This window comes from Mycobacterium asiaticum, from assembly GCF_001673635.1.
In the GTDB taxonomy this organism is placed as follows: Bacteria; Actinomycetota; Actinomycetes; order Mycobacteriales; family Mycobacteriaceae; genus Mycobacterium; species Mycobacterium asiaticum_C.
Window position 1 is genome coordinate 104,487 of sequence record NZ_LZMH01000085.1, and the last position, 22,976, is coordinate 127,462.

Consider the following 22,976-nt stretch of genomic DNA (forward strand, 5'->3'; position numbering starts at 1 on the left):
GCTGCTGGCGTTGATGATCGGCGTCAAATCCGCCTGAAGGAGCGCACGTGGCGAAGAACAAGAACCGCGCCGTCAACCGGTGGGAATTGGTCACCTGCGCCGTCGCCGGCCACGCCACCTACGCACCCGACGACGAGGCGCTGGCCGACCGGCTCAGGGCGGACACGAAACTCGGGGAGGTATGGCGCTGCCTGCGGTGCGGCGACTTTGCCCTGGGCGAACCGCATGGCCGCGGGCGGCCGGAGGATGCGCCGCTGATCATGCGTGGCAAGGCGTTACGGCAGGCCATCATCATCCGGGCGCTGGCGGTCGAACGACTTGGGCGAGCCGTGGTACTCGGGCTCGCCGCCTGGGCCGTCTGGACGTTCCGTGGTTCCCGCGGCGCCATCCAGGCCACGCTGGACCGCGACCTGCCGATATTCCGCGCCGCCGGATTCAAGGTCGACCAGATGTCGGCGATCCACGAGCTGGAAAAGGCGTTGGCCGCAAAGCCTTCCACCCTGGCGTTGATCACCTGCCTGCTGGCCGCCTACGCGGTGCTTCAGGTGGTCGAGGGCGTCGGCCTATGGCTGTTGAAGCGGTGGGGCGAGTACTTCGCGGTGGTGGCTACCTCGGTGTTCCTGCCACTGGAAATCCACGACCTGCTCAAGGGCGTCACCACGACCCGGGTCGTCACCCTGACCATCAACATCGCCGCGGTGCTGTACCTGGTGATCTCCAAGCGCCTCTTCGGAGCGCGCGGTGGCCGCAAAGCCTACGACGAGGAACTGCACGGTGAGCAGTTGCTCGACCTCGAACGCGCCGCCATGACGACCGCCTGACCGTACCTTGTGACGCAGGCGATACCACAGCTGGCTTGACTATAGTTTAGTCAGCAACGAATACTGGGGTACCGGCGTCCCGCGAAAGGCATTTGCTCATGAGTGAAACGATCTGCGGCACAAGGCAAGTCACGCGTACCCGAACTATCGAGTGGGCAGACCCGCTGGGCGCAGCCGAGGCGGCCCGCAACCGAAGCGGTCTGGAGTTTCTCCAGGCCATGGTCGACGGCGAGATACCGCCCCCACCCGTCATGAACACCATCGGCGCCCGCCTGGAATCCGTCTCGCCAGGAACCGCGGTGTTCACCATGACGCCCGCCGAGTTCCACTACAACCCGATCGGCTCCGTACACGGTGGCATGTACTGCACTCTGCTGGATTCGGCAGCGGCCTGTGCGGTCCACAGCAAGCTGCCGGCGGGGGTCGGATACACCAGCCTCGACCTGGCGGTGCGATTCATCGGCGCAATCAGTGTCGATACCGGCCCGGTCCGGTGCACCGGCACCGTCACCCATCTGGGTCGGCGGACCGCGCTCGCCGAAGCGGTATTGACCAGCAGCACCGGCAAGCTATTGGCGTCGGCGACCAGCAACTGTCTGATCATTACCTGATCCGCTGCGGGAGGTGGATTCGGTGGACGCGATGAAACTGGCGGGCGGCCTCGCCGACCGAGACCGCTGGACGGCGGCCGACTGGTGCCCGATGGAACGGGCGCTGCAGCTGATCGGCACGCATTCGGCGATGGTGCTGCTGCGCGAAGCCTTCTTCGGTGGACGTCGTTTCGACGACCTGGCCCGCCGCGCGGGGGTGACCGAACAGATCGCAGCCAAGCGCCTGCGGCAGCTCGTGGACGCCGGTTTGCTGGAGAAACAGCCGTACCAACAGGCCGGGCAGCGCACCCGGTACGAGTACGTGCTCACCCAGCGAGGGCGCGGCCTGTTTCCCGTCCTGATCAGCCTTATCGAATTCGGCAGGCTGCTGCAGGGCGAGTCCACCGCGAGCGAGCTGATTCACGACGGCTGCGGCGCTCCTGTCGTCGCGGAAATCCGGTGCGCCGCCGGCCACGAGGTTTCGCTCGCGGACACCGCCATACGGATCGCGAAGCGCTGACTGCCCCAGCTGTGAGCTGTCCGGCCCCGCCCCCGGCGATGTGTCGGAATACACAACGTCGTTTCGCTGTTGTTCACCGTGCGTGCGGTTGGCTCGCACATGGCTTGGGTAGATATGGGCCGAGCGACCGGACTGTGCACTGAACAGTGGCCGAGAGTCGCATAGACAAAGGACCAGACGTGACAGTTTTACCCGATTCGATAGACGGTGGCGCTGAAGTCACCGTGCCCATCATCAGGCCGCGCACCTGCCATGTGCTGCACGTGCACCACCGCAGCACATGTGGATCCGGCCGGCCGGCCGGAACCCCGCGCCTGATGCAGCGCGGCCTCGAGCGCTGCTGAGCTAAGACGAAGCTGCTGACCTAAGACGAGGAAGTCGTTTCCGCGGCGCGACGCCGCGCGCGGGACGCCCGCAGGTTTGCGGCGTTTCCGCATATCTTCACGTCATGCCACACGCCGCTATTGTTCTTCGACCGGTCGTAGAAAGTCGACGGGCAATGGGGATTGCGGCAGCGCTTGACGCGGCGCCACTCGCCGAGTACTTGGCTGCGCAGCACCTCTGACCACAGCACGGAGGCAAGCCAGCGCCAGCCGTTGCCGACCGGTTCCAGCCGTACCTCGCCGCCCTCGGACACAGCGAACGACGCCGAGGCCGGCGGGCCGCCCGGGGCGACCGGCTCACCTGCGACCATTCCGGCGATCTTGGTGCGCAAAGCCCTGAGCCTGGCCAGGTCAGCTTCCCCCAACTCGGGCGGTCCGGCGTCCACGCCGCTCAAAGCCGACCAGGTCTTGATGGCCTTCGTGGTCCAACGATTGGCCAGGGCGGTATCGGCCAGCAAGTCCTTGCCGTAGTCACCGATGCCCGTGGTGTTGAGAAAGTCCTGCACCAATCCCAGCCCGCCTGGGGCCGGCTCGAGTCCATAGCGCTGTGACGCATACCACCGAGACATATGTAAAGCCTACTTGCCTATGTCGCAGGGGTCAACTAACCTGACAGAGGTAAAAGCTTAATGCCTACGTCAGGAAGAAGTGGTCATGCTCAGCATCAAGGGTTCGACGGCAGTGGTGACCGGCGGACAGCGCGGACTCGGCAAGGCGATCGTGAACGAACTACTGGAGCGAGGTGCGGCGAAGGTGTACGCCACCGCCCGGGTGCCGCAGGACAGCACCGATCCTCGGGTGGTAAGCGTGCCCCTTGACGTCACCGATGCGGATTCCGTTGCGGCATTGGCGAACTCGGCGCTGGACGCACAGATCGTGATCAACAATGCCGGCATCGCCGGCGGGCACAGCCTGCTCGACGACGATTTCGACGAGATCCGCGCGATCTTCGAGACCAACCTGTTCGGTGCGCTTCGGGTTGCCCGGGCCTTCGCGCCGATCCTGGCCGACAACGGCGGCGGTGCGCTGGTGGACATTCATTCGGTGCTGTCCTGGTTGGGCGGCTACGGCGCCTATGGCGCCTCCAAAGCCGCTTTCTGGTCCGTCACCAATTCGTTGCGCGTGGAACTGGACAAGCAGGGGACGCTGGTCACCGGTGTCCACCTCGGCTTCACCGACACCGACATGATCGCCGACGTCCGTGCGCCGAAGAACGACCCGGGTCAGGTCGCCCGCGACATCCTCGATGCGGTGGAGCGCGGCGACGCCGAGGTGCTGGCCGACGAGCTCACCCGCCGGGTCAAAGCGTCCCTGTCCGGACCGGTCGAGGCCCTGCAAGCCCGCTAGCATTCGCTGCATGCCGCAACGCGCCGAGCGGATCGTGACCGCTACCCGTCAGATCGCCGCCGGCGCGGACCGGATCTTCGAGCTCATCGCCGATCCCGCCCGTCAGCCGACCTGGGACGGTAACGACAACCTCGCAACCATCGCGGAGGCGGGTTAGGTGCGAGTACGTTCACTGCCATGGCTCTCCCACCAGCAGGAAATGATCGCGTTGCCGTCGTCACCGGTGCCTCGTCGGGCATCGGCGAACAATTCGCCCGGATCCTGACCGAGCGCGGCCATCAGGTGGTGCTGGTGGCGCGCAGCGCCAGCCGGCTGGCCGAGATCGCCGAACGGTTGGGTCCCAAAGCCCGGCCGCTGCCCGCGGATCTCTCGGACCGGGCGGCCCGGGCCGGCCTGCTGGACCGGATCGCTGATCTCGGCCTGACTCCCGAGATCCTGATCAACAATGCGGGGCTGTCCACGCTGGGCGTCGTCGCCAAATCCGTTCCGGAGGACGAACTCAACCTCGTCGAGGTAGATGTGGCCGCCGTGGTCGATCTGTGTAGCAGATTCCTCCCGGGCATGGTCGACCGACGCCGGGGCGCCATCCTCAACGTGGCATCCGTGGCGGCATTCGGCCCGCTGCCCGGGCAGGCGGCCTACGGTGCGGCCAAGGCATTCGTGCTGTCCTACTCGCACAGCTTGCGTGGGGAACTGCGCGGCACCGGCGTGTCCGTGACGGCATTGTGCCCGGGGCCGGTGGACACCGGGTTCGGCGAGGCAGCCGGTTTCACCAAGGAGGAAGCCGAATCCGCGTTGCCCAAGGTGATGTGGATTCCGGCCGATCGGGTGGCGAAGGCCGGAATAGACGGACTCGCGGCCGGCAAGGCCGTCGTCGTCCCCGGCCTGGCCAACCGCATATCCGCGGGACTGTTCCGGGTGGCGCCGCCGGAACTGATGCTGCCGTTCCTGGCGAAAAACCATCCGGGCGTCAAGCGCGCCCTGGCGTAATCGGGTTTAACCTGCCTGGTTGCCTTCGTTGGCCGCCCGCAGCAGGTCGTCGCGGGCCCGCGCCACCCGTGATCGCACGGTGCCGATGGGGCAGCCGCTGATCTCGGCCGCCTCGGCGTAGGACAGGCCCAGTATCTGCGTCAAGATCAGCGCCTCGCGGCGCTGCGCGTCCAAGCCGTCGATCAGCAGGCGGACCTCCACCATGTTCTCGATCCGGCTGCCACGACGGGCGGACCCGGCCGCGGCATCGAAATCTGTGACATGCGTGGTTCGGGGCCGGCTGGAATTGTGCCGGATCTGGTCGACAACCACCCGTCGGGCTATGGACAGCAGCCAGGTGCGAGCACTGGAGCGTCCGGCGAAGCGGGGCAGCGCGCCGATTGCCCGCAGGAATGTCTCCTGGGTCAGGTCGTCGGCACTTGCCGGGTCGGCCAGATAGGCAACCATCCGCCACACGTCGCGTTGGGTGGCTTGGATGAATTGAGTGAGCGCGGCCCGGTCACCTCGTCCGGCGCACTTGGCGAGGTGGGTAATTTGATCCTCGTCGGCACCCACGTTTGTAGAGACTAGGCCATATCCGGTCGGAACTAATGAGCGAGCTCCGACGACTGTTCTCTAGACATGGTCAGGGGAGATGAGGAGTCAGGATGTTGACCGCGGTAACCGACGCGCAGCGTCCCCAGCTCGTTCAGCTCGAAATCGGCGGCATGTCCTGCGCGGCCTGTGCGTACAAGGTGAAATCGACGCTGAACAAGCTGCCAGGGGTCCGAGCCTCGGTCAACTTCGCTACCCGGACGGCGACCATCGAAGCCGGTGAGGGAACTACCGTCGACGAGCTGTGCGAAGCGGTCCGGCGGGCCGGTTACCAGGCCGAACCGCGCCGCGCCGGTCTCGCATACGACGACGATCCCGACGCCGATCATGCCCGGTACCTGTTTACCCGGCTTGCCGTCGCCGCCGTGTTCTTCGTGCCGCTCGCCCACTTCTCGGTGCTGTTCGCGGTTATGCCCGGGTCGCGTTTCACCGGTTGGGCCTGGCTGCTGACCCTGCTCGCCCTGCCGGTGGTGGGGTGGGCGGCGTGGCCGTTCCACCGGGTTGCGCTGCGCAACGCCATGCATGGCGGCGCGTCGATGGAGACGCTGATCTCGGTTGGAATCACCGCGGCGACCATCTGGTCGCTGCGCACCGCCTTCGGCTCTCCCCCGTCGACCGAGCGCCGGGGCGTCTGGCAGGCGCTGCTGGGCAGCGACGCCATTTACTTCGAGGTGGCCGCGGGGGTCACGGTCTTCGTCCTGGTGGGGCGGTATTTCGAGGCCCGGGCGAAGTCCAAGGCGGGCAGCGCGTTGCGCGCCCTGGCCGCGTTGAGTGCGAAAAGCGTCGCCATCCTGGAGCCGGACGGCTCCGAGACGGTGATCCCAGCCGATGAACTCAAGGAGCAGCAGCGCTTCGTGGTGCGCCCGGGCCAGACGATCGCCGCGGACGGCCTGGTCGTGGAAGGGTCGGCCGCGGTCGACATGAGCGCGATGACCGGCGAGGCCAAACCGGTTCGGGTGGACCCCGGGTCGAGCGTGATCGGCGGCACCGCCGTTCTCGACGGCAGGCTGATCGTGGAGGCGGCGGCGGTCGGTGCCGACACCCAGTTCGCGGGGATGGTCCGGCTGGTGGAGCAGGCGCAGGCGCAACGCGCCGACGCCCAGCGCCTCGCGGACCGGATTGCGGCGGTGTTCGTCCCGTGTGTCTTCGCCATCGCGGGGCTGACCGCCCTGGGCTGGCTGACCGCCGGCGGCGGGCCTGACCGGGCCTTCTCGGCCGCCCTGGCCGTTCTGGTCATCGCTTGCCCCTGTGCGCTGGGTCTGGCGACCCCGACGGCGATGATGGTGGCGTCGGGTCGTGGCGCACAACTCGGCATCTTCCTCAAGGGTCATCACTCGCTGGAGGCCACCCGCGCGGTCGACACCGTCGTGTTCGACAAGACCGGGACCCTGACGACGGGTCAACTCACCATCAGCGCCGTCACCGCCGCGCCCGGCTGGGACGCCGACGAGGTGCTCGAGCTGGCCGCGACGGTGGAAGCCGCCTCCGAGCATGCCGTCGGGCTCGCGATCGCAGCGGCCACCGCGTCCCGACGGCCGCTCGCCGACTTCCGTGCCGTTCCGGGTCGCGGCGTCGCCGGCACCGTGGCCGGCCGACCCGTGCGAGTAGGCAAGCCGTCCTGGATCGCCCCCCAGGATGCGGCGTTGGCGGCCGCCCGGCGTGACGCCGAATACCGCGGTGAGACAGCTGTTTTCGTTGAGGTGGACGGGCAACCGGGTGGCGTCATTGCGGTCGGTGACGCGGTGAAGGAGTCGGCGACGGGCGCCGTTGCGGCACTGCACGAGCGGGGATTCCGGACGGTGCTGCTGACTGGTGACAACCCGGCCTCGGCGGCGGCGGTGGCGGCGAGCGTCGGGATCGACGAGGTGATCGCGGACATCCTGCCCGAGGGCAAGGTCGATGTCATCGAGCAGCTGCGGGAACGCGGCCGGGTAGTCGCCATGATCGGCGACGGCATCAACGATGGGCCGGCACTGGCCTGTGCCGACCTCGGCATGGCCATCGGACGCGGCACCGACGTGGCGATCGGTGCTGCCGACGTCATCCTGGTCCGCGACGACCTCGAGGTGGTGTCGCTGGCATTGGACCTGGCCGCCGCGACGATGCGCACGATCAGGGTCAACATGGCCTGGGCGTTCGGCTACAACATCGCCGCGATCCCGATCGCCGCTGCGGGGCTGCTCAACCCGTTGATTGCCGGCGCGGCGATGGCGTTCTCGTCGTTCTTCGTCGTGTCGAACAGCCTGCGACTGCGCAACTTCGCTGCCGACCGGAGCGATACGGTAACGCCCAGCTACGCGGCCGAACCGTCCGTAGGCCACAGGTGACCGCGCCGCCGCCCGCGAGATGCGTTCTGCGGTAAAACAATATCGGGCTCCGAGGCGGCGCTGGACGGTGTCGGTCCGCGCGAGTCGCCGCTTCGCCACACCACGGTTGCCAGGATTGCGCCGATCACGACCGGCACATGGGTCAGCACCCGAGCGGCCGTGACGGCGCCGGACAGTGAATCAAGCACCACATACACCGTCAGCACCCCGACGTACGCCGCCGACACCGCGGCCAGACCGGCCGCGGCCCGCGGCCACACGGCCGCAACGATCATCACCACCGCCAGCGCTATCGACCACGAGGTCGACTCGTTGAGCAGGTGGCCGCCCGGTGCGACACCGTGGTGGTCGGGCAGTCCGACGCTCACACCGAATCCCTGGGCGCCGGCCAGCGCCAACTGGGCCAGTCCAACCCCCAGCAACGCCCAGCGCTGCCAACTAGCTCGTGCCCGCCCCGGCGCCGGCGCCTCGGGTCCGAACGGGCCCACCGGCGTGATCACCGGCCGGGACCGCACCAGGCGGCGCAGCAGGTCGGCTTGATCACTCACCTGGCCGAACCAGTCTCGGCACGCCCCGCATTCGGCGAGGTGTTCGTCCACCCGCACCGACGGCACGGGCTCGCGCTCGCCGTCGATCCGGGCCGACAGCGCTTCGCGCGCCACCTCACAATCCATATCTCTATAGTCGCGCAAAAGGGGCCCGATGTTCCCGGCAACCCGACACACCGCTCAACCGAAGTCGACGAGGTTGGTGGGCGCGCGGAACTTCCTGAGCGCAGAAATTCGGTAGGCCAGCGGAATAACGCTGCGCAGCAGCAATCCACGCCCCGGCGGAGCCGGCAACTCGCGCACCGCCCGGACGCCGGGAACGGCACGCAGTTCCGCATAACGGTCGGCGGTGAACCAGAACGGCATCGGCGGCGCCGTGTAGTGCTCACTGAGCCTGAAGCCTCGTCGCTGCGAATACACACTGAGAATTCGAGGAACGCTGTCGAACACGAGCCGCCCGTTCGGAAATCGTCTGGCGCACCGCTCGATCAGGTCGAACACCTCCGCGCGCTGCAGATACTGGAAGAGGCCCTCGGCCGTGATCAACACACCGCAACTGTTGTCGACCGCCTCCATCCAGGAGTAGTCGAGCGCGGACTGAGCACGGTACTGCAGGCGGTCGGTTGCCGGAAGCAACTGCCGACGCAATTGCACGATCGGCTCGAGGTCCACCGATAACCACGTCAGCTGCCCGTTGTCCACGCGCCAGAAGCTGGTTTGCAGGCCCTCGGCCAGGGCAACCACCGTGGCGCGCGGATGAGCAGCCAGGAACTCCCGGGTGGCGTTGTCGAAAGCCAAGGCGCGCAGAGCCGTTGCCTGATGGGTGCGGCCGAAGTGCGCGTAGTCGTAGTCGATGCTGTCGCGAAGTTTGATGGCCATCGGGTCGTCGATGATGCCGTCGGGCCGGGCGGCCTCGGTTGCCCGCTGATGCAGCGTGAGCAACGCGGTCTCCGAAACACCGTCCAGGTGACGGCCGTCGACGGTCGGCATGGATCCGACTGTACTGATCAGGGAACTTTCGGCCAGCCCCGGACGACTATCTCAGACGACCGAGCAAACCTATTCCCCGGAGGTGGCAACCTGACCGGCCCGATATGGATGGCGATGCCCCCTGAGGTGCATTCGTCATTGTTGAGCGCCGGGCCCGGGCCGGGGTCACTGCTTGCTGCCGGCGCCCAGTGGCGTGAACTCAGCGAGCACTATGGACACGCGGCCGCCGAGTTGCGCCGGGTGCTGACCGAGGTGGCAGCCGGCGTCTGGCAGGGCGCCAGTGCCGCGGAATATGTTGCCGCACACGGCCCGTATCTGGCCTGGCTGGACCAAGCCGCGCTGGACAGCGCCATTGCAGCAGCACAGCATGAGGCGGCGGCGGCCGCCTACGATAGCGCACTGGCCGCCATGCCCACGCTGATCGAGCTGGCCACCAACCACGCGGTGCACGGTGTCCTGGTCGCAACGAACTTCTTCGGCCTCAACACCATGGCGATCGCACTCAACGAAGGCGATTACGCCCGGATGTGGGTGCAGGCCGCCGACACCATGGCCGGCTACCAAGCCACCGCGGCGGCGGCGAACTCGGCGGTGCCGGCGCTCCAACCCGCGCCGCCCATCCTCGCGTCCGACTCGATCACGCCGCTGGTCGACAACCTGACCGATTTCCTGGCCGACCCGTACAAGTACTTCTTGGAGTTCTTCCAGCAGTTCGGACTGAGCCCGGCCAGCACCGTTGCGCTGGCTGTGATCGCGCTGCTCCTCTACGACATCCTCTGGTACCCGTACTACGCCTCGTATTCCCTTCTGCTGCTACCGTTCTTCACTCCCGCACTCAGCGCCCTGGGCGCCCTGAACGCGCTCAACGGCGGGTGGCTCCTCGGGCCGTTACCGGATGCGCCGGCCACCGCGGTCACCGCCGCACCGGCTCAGCGGATCAGCCACGAAACCATCGGGACCCCGGTGGCGCCCGTCGCCGCGAGCGCGGCCGGCGCGGTCCCGCACAGCGGCACGTCCACACCGGCCCCGACGTCCCCGACCACGGTCGCCACCGGCGCACCAGCGCCCGGCCTCGGCTACGCCGTGCCGGGCATGCCGCCATCCGGTGTCGGGTTCGGACCGAGGGCTGCTACGGCGGCCACCGCTACTGTGGGAAACCCCGTGGAGGCTTGTGCCGCAGCGCGAATGGACCGCACCGGCAGCGCTCGTCGCCGTAGCCGCGGCAAACGCGACGCCGTGCTACGCGGGTATCGGGACGAGTTCCTCGACGCGTCGATGGACGGCCCCGCCGGTGACGGGTGGGCCGAGGCGACAGTAAGTACCGTGGGTGCCGGTCCACTCGGTTTCACCGGCACCATGCCTAAAAACTCAAGTGCACCAGCCGGATTGGTGCAGTGCGCGGCCAGCGACACCAGCACGACGGTCCCGCTGCTGCCGGCCGGTTGGGACACCCCGGACGGACAGTCGGCGGGGCGACGATGACGCAGACCCTGCTGGTGACCCCAAGGATCCGTCAAGAATGCACCAAGGATCCGCCAAGCAACCGGTGGCAGATTCCTCCCATTACGAACGTTGAGTCGCCGCCGATCCGGCAGCCGGCTCACCAAGGGGGTTTGCATCACGACAGACATTGATTTCCAGTACATTTCGCGCCGCTCAGGCGTGCGCCCATTCAACGACTGAAAGAACAATCCCATGACTCTCAACGTCAAAGGCGAGGGACTCGGAGCTCAGGTCACCGGCCTGGATCCGCAGAACCTCGAGCACATATCCACCGAGGAAATCCGGGACATCGTCTATACCCACAAGCTGGTGGTGCTGAAAGATGTCCACCCCTCGCCCGAGCAATTCATCCAACTCGGCCGACTCGTCGGTGAAATCATTCCGTATTACGAGCCGCTGTACCACCACAAGGACCATCCCGAGATTTTCGTCTCCTCCACGGAGGAGGGGCAGGGGGTCCCCAAGACGGGTGCTTTCTGGCATATCGACTACATGTTCATGCCGGAGCCGTTCGCATTCTCCATGGTGCTGCCCCTGACGGTGCCAGGACACGACCGCGGAACCTACTTCATCGATCTCGCCAAGGTGTGGAACTCCATTCCGGACGCCAAGCAGCGCCCGGTCCGCGGGACGTTCAGCACCCATGATCCACGGCGCCACATCAAGATTCGGCCACGTGACGTCTACAAGCCCATCGGTGAAGTGTGGGATGAGATCAACCGGACTACGCCGCCCATCCAGTGGCCGACGGTGATCAGACACCCACACACGGGTGAAGAGATCCTCTACATCTGCGCCACGGGCACCACCAAGATCAGGGACAAAGACGGTAACGTGCTCGACCCGGCGATCCTGCAAGAACTGATGGAAGCCACGGGTCAGCTTGATACCGAATACAAGTCACCTTTCATTCACACTCAGCACTACGAAGTCGGCGACATCATCTTGTGGGACAACCGCGTGCTGATGCACCGTGCCAAACACGGTACCGCCAACGGCCACTTAACCACTCACCGTCTGACCATGATGGACGGACTCGAAACACCAGGATATCCAGTATGAGTACCATCGTTTTGTCCCCTTTTGCCCAAACCCGCACGGAATTCGCGGATATCACCGACACCGGCCCCATTGAGGAGCATCTCCTCGCCAGGGTGCTGGAGCCGTACGCATACAAGGGCTGCCGCTATCTGATCGACGCGTCGTACAAAGCGACCGCCGATTCGGTACTGGCATACGGGAACTTCAGCATCAATGAGCCGGCCTACATCCGGAGCACGGGGCATTTCAACGCGGTGGAGTTGGTGATGTGTTTCAACCAACTCGCCTACTGCGCTTTTGCTCCTGCGGTTCTCAACGAGGAGATTCCGGTGTTGCGCGGCTGGTCGATTTCCGACTATTTCGACCTGCAGCTGCCCAGCATGCTGATCAAGAACACCTCGTCGCGCTTCAGAAGGCCGATCCACGCCCAGAAGTTCTCCGCCCGCCTGTTGTGCCAGAACTTCAAGGTCATGGAGCGGTCGCTGCGCTACCTCTCGGTTCCCTGTGCAATCGAATTCTGGGACGAGTTCGGCGGGGCGGCTACCGCTGAGGTCGAACTGGCAGCGCTCAACATCCCGTAACCGGCTGAGACGAAAGAAGTTAGGAAGTCATGACGCAATTACCGCCCACCGTGCTGGAGCGTGTCGTCGCCCAGGCGCGGCAGCGGCCCGAGGCCGTCGCGCTGCGCCGGTGCAACGGTCGCAGCACGATCCGGTACGGCGAGCTGGTAGCCGAGGTGGACCGGCTTGCCGCGGCCCTTCGCGCGGCATCGGTTACACCGGGCGCCCGGGTCCTCGTGGTCTCGGACAACGGGCCCGAGACCTACCTGTCGGTTCTGGCCTGCGCCAGGGTCGGCGCGATCGCCGTCATGGCTGACGGCAATCTCCCGCCGGCGACCATCGGGCGGTTCGGTCAAATCACTGCCCCGAGCGCGATTCTCGTCACGCCCGGGAGCAGGACCGGCGCCACCGACCTGCCCGACACACTGCGGTCGATACCGGCGATATCGGTCGACGTGACCGACGGCGTGCAAAGCCCCGGGCCGATGCCGGGCGCCGAGGTGCCTTTTCCGGAGCGCGGTGCCGACGATCCACTGGCGATGATCTTCACCAGCGGCACGACCGGCGAACCCAAGGCCGTGCTGCTGGCCAACCGCACCTTCGTCGCGATCCCGGACATTCTGCGGCAGGCGGGGTTGAACTGGGTGACCTGGGTCGAGGGCGAAACGACCTACTCACCACTACCGGCCACCCATATCGGCGGACTGTGGTGGATCTTCACCTGCCTGATGCGGGGCGGTCAGTGTGTCACCGGCGGTGAGAACACGACTTCCCTACTGGAGATCCTCAACGCGCACGAGGTGGCGACCACATGCCTGGTCCCCACCCTGCTGGCCAAGCTGATCGCCGAGCTGAAGGCCAACGATGCCAAGGTGCCGTCGCTGCGCCTGGTCGGCTACGGCGGTTCACGAGCGATCGCGGCCGATGTACGGGCCATCGAAGCCATGGGCATTCGCACCGCGCAGGTCTACGGGCTCAGCGAAACCGGTTGCACCGCCTTGTGTTTGCCGACCGACGAGGGATCGATCGCCAAGATCGAGGAAGGGGCCGTGGGACGTCCGTACCCCGGCGTGGATGTTCGTCTCGTCGGCGTCGACGGCCGTCCCTCCTCTTCCGGCACCCTGTGGATCAAATCACCGGCGAACATGCTGGGGTACTGGAACAATCCGCAACGCACCGACGAGGTGTTGGTGGACGGCTGGGTGGACACCGGAGATTTGCTTGAACAACGCGAGGACGGCTTCTTTTACATCAAGGGCCGGTCGTCGGAGATGATCATCTCCGGCGGTGTGAACGTGGCGCCCGATGAGGTCGACCGCATCGCCGAAGCCGTGCCCGGGGTGCGGGAGGCGGCTTGCTACGAAATCGCGGATCCGGAATTCGGGGCACTGGTGGGTCTTGCCGTCGTCCCGTCGGCGGACCTGGACGAGACGCAGACACGAAAGCTCAAGCAGGCGATCGCATCTCACTTCCGGCAGGAATCGGAGTCGGCGGCACGGCCGTCGACGATCGCCATCGTCACCGACATTCCGCGCACGCAATCCGGCAAGGTGATGCGGGCTTCACTGGCCGCGCAGGTCGGCACGGACAGGGCCGGAGTGGGCGCTCATGGTTGAGGCGATACGGGAACAGATCTTCACCGCGATCTGCGACGTCTTGTACATCGACGAGACCGATCTGATCGACGGGGACGCCACGGATCTGCGAGACCTCGGGCTGGACTCGGTCCGGTTCGTCCTGCTGATGAAACAGCTTGGGGTGAACCGGGAATCCGCGGTGCCGGCTCGACTGGCGGAAAACCTGTCGATTTCAGGCTGGGTTCGGGAACTTGCCGGAGGCCCCGGATGATCGCGCGAATCCCGTTGAGTAGATCGCAGCGAAACCTCTACAACGGGGTGCTGCAGGACAGCGATCCCGCGTTGTATCTGATCGGCAAGTCCTACCGGTTCCATCCACTACCGCTGCCCGTATTCCTGACCGCCCTGCACGCGACGATCTCCGAAAACCCAGTGCAGCTTTGCGTTCTCGAGCCAGCCGCCACCGATTACCCCGAACTGACGCCGCGATTGCACGCCGGCGACATCGTGCGGGTGCGCTCGGAGGGTGACGCGGGCAGCGAGCGGTGCGCCGATGACATCACCCGCTCCTGGTCCTCGGGAATTCTGGACAAGCCGCTGGTCCGCTACACCGTCTGGACCACGAACGACGGCCGCGTGTCTGGCCTGGACGTACACACCCATCACATCCTGCTCGATGGTGGCGCCACCGGAATCATCGAGGATAGCCTGGCGCGGCATCTGGCCGGCACCGGTACTGAAACCACAAGCCCTATCGAAGGTTTGGTCAAACTGGCGGCGGCCCATCAGCGTGAGGCGACCAAGGTCGACGAGGCGCTGCAGCGGGTCGCGCCTGGGGTACAACGCGAGCTCACCGATGATGCACGTCGCGGTGGGTACAACCCCGGCTCGGATGAACCGCACGGAGCGGCCGCCAAGGGCGTCCTGCAGGAGTCAGTGACCCTGTCCGGCGCCGCCTTTGCCGCCATCCTGGCCCTTTCGGAAGACAAGCAGGTCCCGCTCAACGTGCTGGTGGCCGCGGCCGCCGTCGGGGTGTTCTCCAGCATCCGGCAGAGCACCGACAACCTGCTGGTGCACGCGGTGGACAACCGATTCGGTGATCCGGAACTGGACGTAGCGACCTGTCTGGTCAACTCCGTCGCGCACCCGGTCCGGTTCTCTCCGTTCGCCTCGGTAGCCGACGTCGTCAGCGCGCTCGACCGAGACTACGTCAGGACCGTCCGGCGGCGATGGCTTCGTGAAGAGCATTTTCGCCGAATGTATTTCGCGATCAACCGGACCACACAGGTAGAGGCGCTGACCCTCAACTTCATCCGGGCGGCCTGTGCGCCCGACCTGCGCCGGTACTTGTCCGAAACACCGATCGCCACCGACATAGGTCCGGTCGAGGGTATGACCGTCGCCAGCGTGCTGGACGAGAACGAAGGCACGCTGCGGCTGGCCATCTGGGACAGGGCGGATCGACCCGCGGACAAGGCATATCGCGGCGTCGCCACCCGGATCGGCACCGCGCTGGAGTCGATGGCGGCGGCGTGGGAACAACCGATCGCCACGGTGGTCGACGAGTGGCTGGGCATCGACCCGGACGGGGCCCACCGCGGCATCGAAGCGGCGTTCCAACCCGAGCCGCCGACCGTACCCGCCTGGTTTCTGGACTCGCCAGGAGGTGCCTGCGGGGTGCTGGCCAACCGCCCCGATGCACGGGCCTGGCTCGCCTGGCTGGTCCGCAACGGTGTGGTGCCCGGCGACATTGTGATCTGCTGCGACGACGACACGGACCGGACCATCGACCTGCTGATCGCGTGCCACCTCGCCGGTTGCGGCTACAGCGTCTGCACCACCGGCGATGAGATGCCGTTGCGGGCCGGCGCAATCGCCGAGCACATCGACGACATCTCGGTGCATGTGGTCGACATCGCGGCGACGGAATTGACCGCGACCGCCGACGAGAATGAGGGCGAACTTGTCGACGGACGTGTCGAGCTGGTGGCAGGGGACGCCCGGCTGTCAGCCAGGACCGCCTACGTCATGCCGACCTCGGGGACCACCGGGACACCCAAGCTCGTCCACGTCACCCACGGGTCGCTGGCGCTGTTCTGCGCCGCCGTCGGACGGGCATACAGATGGGGCGCAGCCGACCGCATTCTGCAATGCGCCCCATTGACATCGGACATCAGCGTCGAAGAGATCTTCGGGGCGGCGGCCTGCGGAGCCCAGTTGCGCCGGACCGCAGCCATGAAGTCCGGCGACTTCACTGCTCTGGCAGTCGATATCGCCGCCGCGCACGTGACCGTGGTCGACATGCCGACTGCCGTGTGGCAGTTGCTGTCCGAGGACCGCGAGGTGGTTGAGATGATCCGTCGTTCGGATGTGCGGCAGATCGTGATCGGCGGGGAAGCCGTCCGTCCGTGCGCGGCCGACAAGTGGGTCGCCGCACCGGGCGAGCGAGAGATCTCGCTCGTGTCCACCTATGGTCCAACGGAAACCACCGTGGTATCCAGCTATCTGCCCATCACCGGTGCTACCGGTCGCGCCGCCCGCCGGGTGGGCCGGCCGATGGTCGCCGACTCGATGTTCATCGCGTTCGGCGAGATTGTCATCGTCGGCGACCTGGTGGCAAATGGCTATCTCGGCATTGACGGCGGTGGGTTCGGCACCGTCACCACCGCGGACGGTTCGCGGTATCGGGCTTTCGCCACCTCTGACCGGGTGATCGCTGACGATGAGGGTCATCCGGTCTTCGCCGGACGAAAAGACGCACTGGTCAAGATATCCGGTAAGCGGGTCGATATCGCCGAGGTTTGCCGACGCATCGCCGAGGATCCGGCGGTATCCGATGTCGCCGTCGAATCGCACAACGGAAGACTCGGGGTGTGGTTCCAGACGCAGCTGACCCGCGCGGACGGTGCGGACACCGCGACTGTCGCACGTATCCGCTGTGTCCTGACGAGCCTCGGGGTGCCGTCGTTCGTCGTCGTCGCCGTGCCGAACATCCCCCGCAAGCCCAGCGGCAAGGTGGACAGCGCGAGGCTGCGGATGCTGTCGAATTCGTCGGATGCCCTGCCGGACAAGGCCGATGCCGATGCCGGTGCGGCCGGACTCGCTCGGATCTGGACCCGTCACTTGGGCATCGAGCTGACGGCGGACTCGTCACTGCTCGACGCCGGCATCGGTTCACTGGATTTGATCCGGATCCTGCCTGACACGCGCAGATACCTGAATCGGCACCTCACCATTCTGGATTTGATCAGCGCCGACACGGCCGCCAACCTGGCACGGATGATGCCCGCGGGCGGGTGGATGGACGGTGCGACCGCGGCCGAGATAGCGGGTGACCTCGCAGCGGCATACGCACCGGCACACCAGAAAGCGTTGAGCAACAACGATAAGCGGGACACCATCCTGGTGCTGGGGGCGTCCGGGATTCTCGGCACCGGCTTCGCCCAGGCGGTTCTCGACCTGAAACGGTCCGCAACGCCGTGTCCCGACGTGGTGTTCGCTACCAGGTCCGAGCTGCCCGAGCACGAGCCGTGGACCGATCTGCAACGCATCGGCGGCGTGCGTACCCGGCGTCTCACCGCCGAGCCAGGTCGCGAGGAACTGGACGCGCTGATCCGCGACACCGGCGCTCGAACCGTCGTGAACTGCGTCGGGAATACCAACGTGGTGGTGCCCTACCGCGATCTGCGGCCGGCGAACGTCAACTTTGTTCGCGCGCTGGTGGATTCATGTGTCCTGCATGGTGCGAGACTGGTGCATCTGTCCACCTACGTCGTCAATGCGCAGGTCGACGCGGCAGCGGTCACCGACCCGGGTACGGCGCCCTACCCGTACGCGGCGTCCAAGTCGCTGGCGGAACTGGTGGTGTCGGCCGCACCGAGCGCACTCGATTACACCATCGTGCGACTGCCGAGGGTGCTGGGGATGGACCGGCAATTAGCCACCAGCGCAGACATTTTGGTCTCCCTGGTCGACGCCTGCGTGACAGTGGGCGCCTACCCGGCGGTGAACCTGACCGAAGAGGTCACCACCGGACACGCCGCCGCCCACGCGATCCTGGACCTGGTTCTGCAGCTGGGTGGGCCGGCCGTGCTGGGGCGCGGAATCACCGTGGTGTCGGGGGAGCGGGTGTCGTACGCCGGGCTGCTCGCCGAATTCGATTGCGCGGAAACCGAGGTCGCGCAATGGAAGAGTCGGCTGGACGAAAGCGATTGGGCTGTCGACAATCCGCGGCGATGGTCGGTGCTGGATGCTTGGGTGAGTTTGGGCATGCGGCTCGGGGGCCGCGCCTACGGGGAGTACCTGGCCGAATTCCCGACCGTCGCGCTGAACACCGACCGTGTCACCGAAGTCGCCGCGACACCGGGGCCGTTGCGCTCGCTGCTTCGGGACGCTGTCCCAGCCCCAATTGCCTGACCAGCGTCTTGGGCGCGACGAGGCTGTAGGAAGTCAGGATCCACTCCTCGATCTCGCGCCACCGCGCGGCTGAAATCTTGCGCCCCAGACGGATTGACACCCAACCGTGCCGGCCGAGGCCGTAGCCCGTGGGCTCCGCATCGGCGTCGGTGGCGACGACCGCCGCGGCCTCCTCCTGGGACAGCTTGACGGTGATGCTGCTCGCGTCCGGTGCGCTGAAGATAAAGTTCTTGCCGCGCACCCGGAAGGTCGGCTCGCCGCCCCACGCCTCGATGTCGACCCGGGTGGCCTCCGGGAGGCGGGCGACGATGGCCTCCAGCTTCGACATGTTCGACACGGCCGGCCTACGGTTGATCGCTGGAGACCAGTGACCGGTCCGGCGGTGGCACCGGCACCCGTGGCCGGGCGGGTCGCGACCGGACATTGATCGGCCACCAGAACCAGCGGCCCAGCAGCGCGGCGATCGAAGGCGTCATCAACGCGCGCACGATCAACGTGTCGAACAGCAGCCCCAGCCCGATGGTGGTGCCCACCTGTCCGATCATCCGCGCGTCACCCACGATCATGGCGCCCATCGTGAAGGCGAACACCAGTCCGGCGTTGGTGACCACCTTGCCGGTGCCGCCCATGGACCGGATGATCCCGGTGTTGAGCCCGGCATGGATCTCCTGTTTGAACCGCGACACCAACAACAGGTTGTAGTCCGACCCCACTGCCAGCAGCACGATCACCGACATGGCGATCACCAACCAGTGCAACGGGATACCGAGAATGTGCTGCCACATCAACACGGACAGCCCGAACGAAGCTCCCAGCGAGATCGCGACCGTCCCCACGATCACCGCGGCGGCGATGAACGCGCGGGTGAGGATCAGCATGATGATGAAAATCAGGCACAACGAAGAGATCCCGGCGATCACCAGATCCCACTTGGCGCCCTCGGAGATGTCTTTGAACACGGCGCCCATGCCGGCGACATAGATCTTGGCGTCCTCCAGCGGCGTGCCCTTGAGCGACTCCTCGGCCGCGGTGTGCAACATGTCGATACTGGCGATGCCGTCCTCGGAGGCCGGGTCGCTGCGATGCAGCACGATGAATCGCGCCGCGTGCCCGTCCGAGGACAGGAACGAATTCATGGCGCGCTGAAAGTCCTTGTTCTTGAACACTTCCGGGGGCAGGTAGAACGAGTCGTCGTTCTTAGCTGCGTCGAACGCCTTGCCCATGGCGTTGGCGTTCTCGCTCATCTCGGCCATCTGGTCGAAGATGCCCGACATGGTGCTGTGCATGGTCAGCATCGATACCCGCATGCTTTCCATCGTCTCGATCATCGGCGGGAAGGTGGACAGCATCTGCGGCATCAACCGATCCAGGTTCTTGATGTCGCTGACCAGCACGTCAAGGCGCTCGTCGATCGCGTCCAGCCCGTCCAGGCCGTCGAAGATCGAGCGCAGCGACCAGCAGGCCGGGATGTCGAAACAGTGCTTCTCCCAATAGAAGTAACTGCGCACCGGGCGCCAGAAGTCTTCGAAGTCCGCGATGTGGTCGCGCAACTCGTTGGTGATCTCCTGCATCTGGACGGTGTCGATGACCATGCGGTGGGTCTGGTCGGCGAGCTGGGTCATCAGGCCGTACATCCGCTGCATCAGCGAAATCGTCTTGGCCATCTCGTCGGCCTGCTTGCGCATGTCGTCCATGCGGTCCCGCTGGTACTTCATCGTCTGCACCTGCCCGGCGTTGGACATGCTGACCTGGAACGGAATCGTGGTGTGCTCCATGGCCAATCCGTCGGGGCGGGTGATGGCCTGGACCCGGGAGATCCCCGGCACCCGGAAAAGGCCTTTGGCCAGCTTGTCCAGCACCAGGAAGTCCGCCGGGTTGCGCATATCGTGGTCCGACTCGATCATCACGATCTCGGGCTTCATGCGGGCCTGGGAGAAATGCCGGTTCGCCGCCGCGAAACCTTCGTTGGCGGGGATGAAGCTGGGCAGGTACGCCTGGTCGTCGTAGCTGGGTTTGTATCCGGGCAGCGTCAGCAACCCGACCATGGCGACGGCGAAGGTGGCGGCCAGGACGGGCAGCGGCCAGCGGACCACCACGGTGCCGACCCGGCGCCAGCCGCGCACCGCCAGGAAGCGCTTGGGATCGAAGAACCCGAACCGGCCTCCGACGATCAGCACGGCCGGACCCAGGGTCAACGCCACGATGACCGCCGTCAGCATTCCCACCGCGCAAGGCACACCAAGGGTCTGGAAGTAGGGCATTCGGGTGAAGCTCAGGCAGAACGTTGCCCCGGCGATGGTCAACCCGGAGCCAAGGATGACGTGCGCGGTCCCCCGGTACATGGTGTAGAAGGCCGACTCCCGGTCCTCACCGGCCTGACGGGCCTCCTGATAGCGGCCGATGATGAAGATCCCGTAGTCGGTCCCGGCCGCGATCGCCAGCGAGGTGAGCAGGCTGACGGCGAAGGTGGACAGCCCGATCAGTTCGTTGTGACCCAGCAGTGCGACTATGCCGCGCGCCGCGGAGAGCTGCACACCGACCGTGACCAGCAACAGGAACACGGTGATCGGTGACCGGTAGACGAACAGCAGCATCACCAGGATCACCGCCACCGTGGTCAGGGTGACTTTCGCCATGGATTTGTCGCCGCTGGAATGCAGGTCCGCGGCCAGGGCCGCGCCGCCGGTGACGTAGGCCTTGATGCCCGATGGGGCCGGAGTGCCGTCGACGATCTTGCGCACGGCGTCGACGGATTCGTTGGCCAGCAGCTCGCCCTGATTGCCGGCCAGATTGACCTGAACGGTCACCGCCTTGCCGTCGCTGCTCTGGGCGCCCGCCGCGGTCAGTGGGTCGCCCCAGAAATCCTGGATGCTCAGCACATGCGTCTTGTCGGCGCGCAACTTGCGGATCAGCAGGTCGTAGTACCGGTGGGCGTCATCGCCCAGCGGCTTGTCGCCCTCCAGGACGACCATCGCCACACTGTCGGTCTCGCCTTCCTTGAAGACGTGGCCGATGCGGTTCAGGGCTATCAGTGACGGCGCGTCCTTCGGGCTCAGCGACACCGATCGCTCCTGCCCGACTATCTCCAGCGAGGGGACGAACACGCTGAGCAGGACGACCACGGCAATCCAGAACAGGATGATCGGCACCGCGAGGGCGTGGATGGTCCTGGCGATGAACGGCCGCTCGGCATGGCCGGGATGCGCTGAACCCGTCGGCGCCCCGTCGACGGGTTGCTGGGTCTGCACTGACATCTCCTTCGCGGCCTGCCACCGCGGCCCAATCTACTGAGCGCCTCCGCAGTTAGTCGATGGAAGGGCGCAAACGTTACACCCTCAGCCCTGCACCAGCAGCGCGCCGAACATGATCGCCATACCCACGGCCATCATGGCCTGCAGCGCGGTGCCGAGCGTGGTGCGCCATCGTCGCGACCGCCGCCGCCGGACGACGCGCCGTTGCGCGGCATACCGGTACCCCCACACCGCGGCGGCGACGACGAACAATAGCGCCCACCCCCAGTTGCCGACATCGACCCAGACCGGGCCATCGTCGGGCGGCGCGGCGGCGGGCGTCATGGCGGGGGTCATAGAGGGGGTCGTGGCGGGGGTCGTGTCTAGGTCGGGCATCGGTTGGTCCGGCGGCATCTCATGGTGGTGGTGCTGGTGCCCGGCACCGAGTCCCGAGGGCAGCGGCTGATGATGAACAACGGCGTACATCCACGCCATCGCCAGCATCTTCAGCGCGTGATAGCCGCGCAGCAGCCGCATGCCGCCCATCCGGGTGGCGAGGACGGCCATGATCACGAACCACAGGGCCGCCGCCAGGAAGAAGGCCTCGGCGGGCGTCGGCGGCAGCCCCAGTCCCTGCGGCCAGGCCATCACCGCCATCGCGATCGCCATGGTGAGGTGCAGGCCGTAGCTGACCACCGAGGTCCAGGACCGACGGTCGACGACCAGCACGAAGCCCACGGCACTCAGCAGGAACAGGCCGGTGACTGCCCACCGCAGCGGCAGATCATCAATCACAGTCACCGAACACTAGGCGCTCCAGGCGACAAGCGGCTACGACGCACGGTCGTAAGCTGCAGGGGTGGGTACAGACGGGCCGAGCGCTGAGGTGACGCCGGCCGCCCGGGTGGACCGGTCGCGTTCGGCGCGCGCCGCGGCGCTGGCGGCCGGGTTCGTCGTGCTCTCCGTCGCTGTCGCCGCATATGGGTTGCTGTCCGGAACCCGTCGTTACGTCGAGTCCGGCAACCCTTATCCCGGTGCCTTCATCAGCGCCGCTGCGCCGGTGGGGTACTTCGTCGCGTCACTGCTGGGTGCGATGTGCCTGGGCGCCCTGCTGCTGGTCGTGATGACATCGCGCCCGGAACCGGACGGGTTGCTCGATGCGGACGGCTTCCGGATCCACCTGGTGGCCGAGCGCGTTTCGCTGCTGTGGCCGGTGGCCGCCGCGGCGATGGTGGTGATCCAGGCCGCCCACGACTTCGGTGTGGGTGCCGGTGCGTTGTTGAGCAGCGGGGCGCTGTTCGACGCCCTCTCCGTTTCCGAGACGGCCCGCGCATGGATCGTGGTGACGGTCCTGGCGGTGCCGGTTGCGGTGACGCTGCGCTTCAGCACACGCTGGCTCGGGCACGCCGTCCTGCTCATTCCCACCGTGCTCGCCGTCGTCGCGCCCGCGGTGACGGGCAATCCCGGTCAGGGCGGCCACCGCAACCGCGAACACGATCGCCGCGCTGGTCGAGTAGTCATGGTCGGGGCCCTGACCGG

Annotated in this window: 19 protein-coding genes and 3 pseudogenes; 15 read left to right on the forward strand and 7 right to left on the reverse strand. The window is 66.4% G+C overall.

What is annotated here, in order from left to right; translation table 11 throughout:
- The first annotated feature begins 47 nt into the window (after positions 1 to 47).
- The 4 genes from A5645_RS26460 to A5645_RS27965 all read left to right on the forward strand — a co-directional run bounded on the left by A5645_RS26460 (position 48) and on the right by A5645_RS27965 (position 2,275).
- Positions 48 to 821, forward strand: a complete 774-nt coding sequence (locus A5645_RS26460; protein ID WP_065131610.1) for a DUF2127 domain-containing protein — start codon at positions 48 to 50, stop codon at positions 819 to 821.
- A gap of 98 nt (positions 822 to 919) precedes the next feature.
- Positions 920 to 1,432, forward strand: a complete 513-nt coding sequence (locus tag A5645_RS26465) for a PaaI family thioesterase (protein ID WP_065131611.1) — start codon at positions 920 to 922, stop codon at positions 1,430 to 1,432.
- A 31-nt stretch (positions 1,433 to 1,463) separates the two neighbouring features.
- Complete coding sequence (locus tag A5645_RS26470; protein WP_065034906.1) at positions 1,464 to 1,931, forward strand: winged helix-turn-helix transcriptional regulator; 468 nt, start codon at positions 1,464 to 1,466, stop codon at positions 1,929 to 1,931.
- Between the two features lie 179 nt (positions 1,932 to 2,110).
- Complete coding sequence (locus A5645_RS27965) at positions 2,111 to 2,275, forward strand: hypothetical protein (protein ID WP_155768180.1); 165 nt, start codon at positions 2,111 to 2,113, stop codon at positions 2,273 to 2,275.
- A gap of 20 nt (positions 2,276 to 2,295) precedes the next feature.
- Here the strand turns inward: A5645_RS27965 and A5645_RS26475 are convergent, their stop codons facing one another.
- Positions 2,296 to 2,883, reverse strand: a complete 588-nt coding sequence (locus A5645_RS26475; protein WP_253867177.1) for a CGNR zinc finger domain-containing protein — start codon at positions 2,881 to 2,883, stop codon at positions 2,296 to 2,298.
- A gap of 85 nt (positions 2,884 to 2,968) precedes the next feature.
- Between A5645_RS26475 and A5645_RS26480 the strand changes: the two genes are divergently transcribed.
- From A5645_RS26480 to A5645_RS26485, 3 genes and pseudogenes are all read left to right on the forward strand, one after another.
- On the forward strand, positions 2,969 to 3,661 hold the full coding sequence (locus A5645_RS26480; RefSeq protein ID WP_065034904.1) for an SDR family oxidoreductase: 693 nt from the start codon (positions 2,969 to 2,971) through the stop codon (positions 3,659 to 3,661).
- A gap of 10 nt (positions 3,662 to 3,671) precedes the next feature.
- Positions 3,672 to 3,806 (forward strand): annotated as a pseudogene (locus A5645_RS27455) (polyketide cyclase); the annotation flags it as partial.
- 32 nt (positions 3,807 to 3,838) lie between these two features.
- Positions 3,839 to 4,651: an SDR family NAD(P)-dependent oxidoreductase gene (locus A5645_RS26485; RefSeq protein WP_065131612.1), complete on the forward strand. Its 813-nt coding sequence runs from the start codon at positions 3,839 to 3,841 to the stop codon at positions 4,649 to 4,651.
- 6 nt (positions 4,652 to 4,657) lie between these two features.
- Here A5645_RS26485 and sigC read toward each other — a convergent pair whose 3' ends face one another.
- Positions 4,658 to 5,206: an RNA polymerase sigma factor SigC gene (gene sigC / locus A5645_RS26490; protein ID WP_065131613.1), complete on the reverse strand. Its 549-nt coding sequence runs from the start codon at positions 5,204 to 5,206 to the stop codon at positions 4,658 to 4,660.
- 92 nt (positions 5,207 to 5,298) lie between these two features.
- On the opposite strand from sigC, the pseudogene A5645_RS26495 reads away from it, so the two are divergent.
- Positions 5,299 to 7,607: pseudogene (locus A5645_RS26495) on the forward strand (heavy metal translocating P-type ATPase).
- Here A5645_RS26495 and A5645_RS26500 read toward each other — a convergent pair.
- Positions 7,539 to 8,246 (reverse strand): zf-HC2 domain-containing protein, encoded by a 708-nt coding sequence (locus A5645_RS26500; RefSeq protein ID WP_065131615.1) that lies wholly within the window; start codon positions 8,244 to 8,246, stop codon positions 7,539 to 7,541. The pseudogene A5645_RS26495 and the gene A5645_RS26500 overlap by 69 nt on opposite strands.
- Positions 8,247 to 8,300: 54 nt before the next feature.
- Positions 8,301 to 9,110 (reverse strand): class I SAM-dependent methyltransferase, encoded by an 810-nt coding sequence (locus tag A5645_RS26505; protein WP_065131616.1) that lies wholly within the window; start codon positions 9,108 to 9,110, stop codon positions 8,301 to 8,303.
- A 108-nt stretch (positions 9,111 to 9,218) separates the two neighbouring features.
- Between A5645_RS26505 and A5645_RS26510 the strand changes: the two genes are divergently transcribed.
- The 6 genes from A5645_RS26510 (at position 9,219) to A5645_RS26535 (ending at position 18,207) form a co-directional block, all read left to right on the forward strand.
- Positions 9,219 to 10,592, forward strand: coding sequence for a PPE family protein (locus A5645_RS26510; protein WP_065131617.1), 1,374 nt, complete (start codon positions 9,219 to 9,221; stop codon positions 10,590 to 10,592).
- Between the two features lie 213 nt (positions 10,593 to 10,805).
- A complete protein-coding gene (gene scoE, locus A5645_RS26515) occupies positions 10,806 to 11,675 on the forward strand; it encodes a (3R)-3-[(carboxymethyl)amino]fatty acid oxygenase/decarboxylase (RefSeq protein WP_065034895.1) in 870 nt (289 codons plus the stop codon).
- A gap of 11 nt (positions 11,676 to 11,686) precedes the next feature.
- The gene (locus tag A5645_RS26520) at positions 11,687 to 12,235 is read left to right on the forward strand and encodes an FcoT family thioesterase (protein ID WP_414467385.1); all 549 of its coding nucleotides are present in this window, start codon (positions 11,687 to 11,689) and stop codon (positions 12,233 to 12,235) included.
- Between the two features lie 29 nt (positions 12,236 to 12,264).
- Positions 12,265 to 13,830 carry a fatty acid--CoA ligase FadD10 gene (gene fadD10, locus A5645_RS26525; protein WP_065131618.1) on the forward strand — a complete coding sequence of 522 codons (1,566 nt, stop codon included), beginning with the start codon at positions 12,265 to 12,267 and terminating at the stop codon, positions 13,828 to 13,830.
- The gene (gene mmaB, locus A5645_RS26530; protein ID WP_065131619.1) at positions 13,823 to 14,062 is read left to right on the forward strand and encodes an acyl carrier protein MmaB; all 240 of its coding nucleotides are present in this window, start codon (positions 13,823 to 13,825) and stop codon (positions 14,060 to 14,062) included. Before fadD10 ends, mmaB begins: the two co-directional genes overlap by 8 nt.
- On the forward strand, positions 14,059 to 18,207 hold the full coding sequence (locus A5645_RS26535) for an AMP-binding protein (RefSeq protein WP_065131620.1): 4,149 nt from the start codon (positions 14,059 to 14,061) through the stop codon (positions 18,205 to 18,207). The genes mmaB and A5645_RS26535 overlap by 4 nt, the downstream gene beginning before the upstream one ends.
- Here A5645_RS26535 and A5645_RS26540 read toward each other — a convergent pair.
- The 3 genes from A5645_RS26540 to A5645_RS26550 all read right to left on the reverse strand — a co-directional run bounded on the left by A5645_RS26540 (position 18,134) and on the right by A5645_RS26550 (position 22,232).
- A complete protein-coding gene (locus tag A5645_RS26540) occupies positions 18,134 to 18,535 on the reverse strand; it encodes an MmcQ/YjbR family DNA-binding protein (protein ID WP_081288580.1) in 402 nt (133 codons plus the stop codon). The genes A5645_RS26535 and A5645_RS26540 overlap by 74 nt on opposite strands.
- A gap of 16 nt (positions 18,536 to 18,551) precedes the next feature.
- Positions 18,552 to 21,461: an MMPL/RND family transporter gene (locus tag A5645_RS26545; protein ID WP_065131621.1), complete on the reverse strand. Its 2,910-nt coding sequence runs from the start codon at positions 21,459 to 21,461 to the stop codon at positions 18,552 to 18,554.
- Between the two features lie 81 nt (positions 21,462 to 21,542).
- Positions 21,543 to 22,232 (reverse strand): DUF5134 domain-containing protein, encoded by a 690-nt coding sequence (locus A5645_RS26550; RefSeq protein WP_065131622.1) that lies wholly within the window; start codon positions 22,230 to 22,232, stop codon positions 21,543 to 21,545.
- Between the two features lie 64 nt (positions 22,233 to 22,296).
- Between A5645_RS26550 and A5645_RS26555 the strand changes: the two are divergent.
- Positions 22,297 to 22,976, forward strand: a pseudogene (locus A5645_RS26555) (cytochrome c oxidase assembly protein); the annotation flags it as partial.